The sequence below is a fragment of the Pseudomonas fluorescens genome (assembly GCF_902497745.1).
Taxonomy (GTDB): domain Bacteria; phylum Pseudomonadota; class Gammaproteobacteria; order Pseudomonadales; family Pseudomonadaceae; genus Aquipseudomonas; species Aquipseudomonas fluorescens_BM.
Genome location: NZ_CABVHJ010000061.1, coordinates 1 through 1,841, shown reverse-complemented (window position 1 = coordinate 1,841; position 1,841 = coordinate 1). Strand labels below are relative to the sequence as shown.

At 62.2% G+C, this 1,841-nt stretch carries 1 protein-coding gene and 1 pseudogene; both read left to right on the top strand.

From position 1 onward, the window contains the following. The first annotated feature begins 168 nt into the window (after positions 1 to 168). Entirely contained in the window at positions 169 to 1,671 is a 1,503-nt protein-coding gene (gene urtB / locus F8N44_RS31160) for an urea ABC transporter permease subunit UrtB (RefSeq protein ID WP_150651725.1), read from the top strand. Then, positions 1,671 to 1,841 (top strand): annotated as a pseudogene (locus F8N44_RS31155) (urea ABC transporter permease subunit UrtC); the annotation flags it as partial. The gene urtB and the pseudogene F8N44_RS31155, both read left to right, overlap by 1 nt.

Here is a 1,841-nt window from a genome sequence, read left to right as displayed (position 1 = left end):
CCTGAATGACCGAGTCGATTATGGATTCGGCACAGCAGGATCAGGTCGGCGTATCTCTTCTGCATCCCCCAATCAGTCCCCTCTCCCTATGGGAGAGGGTTAGGGTGAGGGGCGGATTCACAGCCGGACATCGCTCCTTCGGCCACCGCAAGAAAGGACACACCACTAATGCCCACTGCCATACACCGCTTTATCATAGCCATCGCACTCTTGTTGCCGATGCTGGCCCACGCCGGCGATGCCGAAGACTTCGTCGCGGCCAATCCCGTGCAGCAAGCCAAAATGCTGGAAACCTGGGCCGCGCAGCCCGACCCGGCCCGTATCGAATTGATCAACGCCCTGCAACAAGGCGAACTGACCGTCGACGGCCAAGCGAAAACCCTGCGCCTGAACAACCGCCTGCGGGGTCTGATCGACACCGCTCTGGCCAGCCACCAATTGCTCGCCGCCGACGCCAAAATCCGTCTGAGCGCCGCGCAGCAATTGCAGAAAAGCGCGAAACCCGCGCAGCTGAAATTCCTCGACCAGCAACTCGCGGGTGAAAAAGACGAAAGCGTCCATGCCGCCCTGAGTCTGGCGCTGGCCAACCTGCAACTGGTCGACACGGATCCGGCCGTGCGCCTCGCCGCAGTTCGCCTGCTCGGCGAAACCGGCGACCCACTGGCGCGCACGCGCCTCGAAGGTTTGCTCGAACCTGGCGTTGAAGCCGACGCCAATGTACGTACTGCAGCCGAAACCAGCCTCGCTCAGGTCAAACGCAAACTGCTGATCGGCGAAGTGCTCGGCCAGGCGTTCAGCGGCATGTCGCTCGGTTCGATTCTGCTGCTCGCCGCACTCGGTCTGGCGATCACGTTCGGCCTGCTCGGCGTGATCAACATGGCTCACGGCGAGATGCTGATGCTCGGTGCCTACTCGACGTACGTGGTGCAGTTGATGTTCCAGCGCTACGCCCCCCAAGCGATCGAGTTTTATCCCTTGATCGCGCTGCCGGTGGCGTTCTTCGTCACAGCGGCAATCGGCATGGCGCTGGAGCGCACGGTGATTCGCCACCTCTACGGCCGCCCGCTGGAAACCCTGCTCGCCACGTGGGGCATCAGCCTGATGCTGATTCAACTGGTGCGCCTGCTGTTCGGCGCGCAGAACGTTGAAGTCGCCAACCCGGCGTGGCTGTCCGGCGGTATTCAAGTGCTGCCGAATCTGGTGCTGCCATACAACCGCATCGTCATCATTGCGTTCGCGCTGTTCGTGGTCGTGCTGACCTGGCTGCTGCTGAACAAAACCCGCCTCGGCCTCAACGTCCGCGCCGTCACCCAAAACCGCAACATGGCTGCCTGCTGCGGTGTGCCGACCGGTCGCGTCGACATGCTCGCCTTCGGCCTCGGTTCCGGTATCGCCGGACTCGGCGGCGTGGCGCTGAGCCAGATCGGTAACGTCGGCCCGGACCTCGGCCAGAGCTACATCATCGACTCGTTCCTGGTGGTGGTGCTCGGCGGCGTCGGCCAGTTGGCCGGTAGCGTGCTCGCGGCCTTCGGCCTGGGCATCGCCAACAAGATTCTCGAACCGCAGATCGGTGCGGTGCTCGGCAAAATCCTGATCCTCGCGCTGATCATTCTGTTTATCCAGAAACGTCCGCAAGGCCTCTTCGCACTGAAAGGACGGGTGATCGACTGATGAACCAGCCTCTGCTTGTTACCGCTACACAAAAGGCCGGCCCGAAAGTCACGATCGCTGTTGGCGCGGTGATTCTCGCCCTGCTGATCGCCCTGCCGTTGCTGTCGTTGTTGCCGGCGGAAAATGCCCTGTCGGTCTCGGCGTACACGCTGACGCTGGTTGGTAAAATC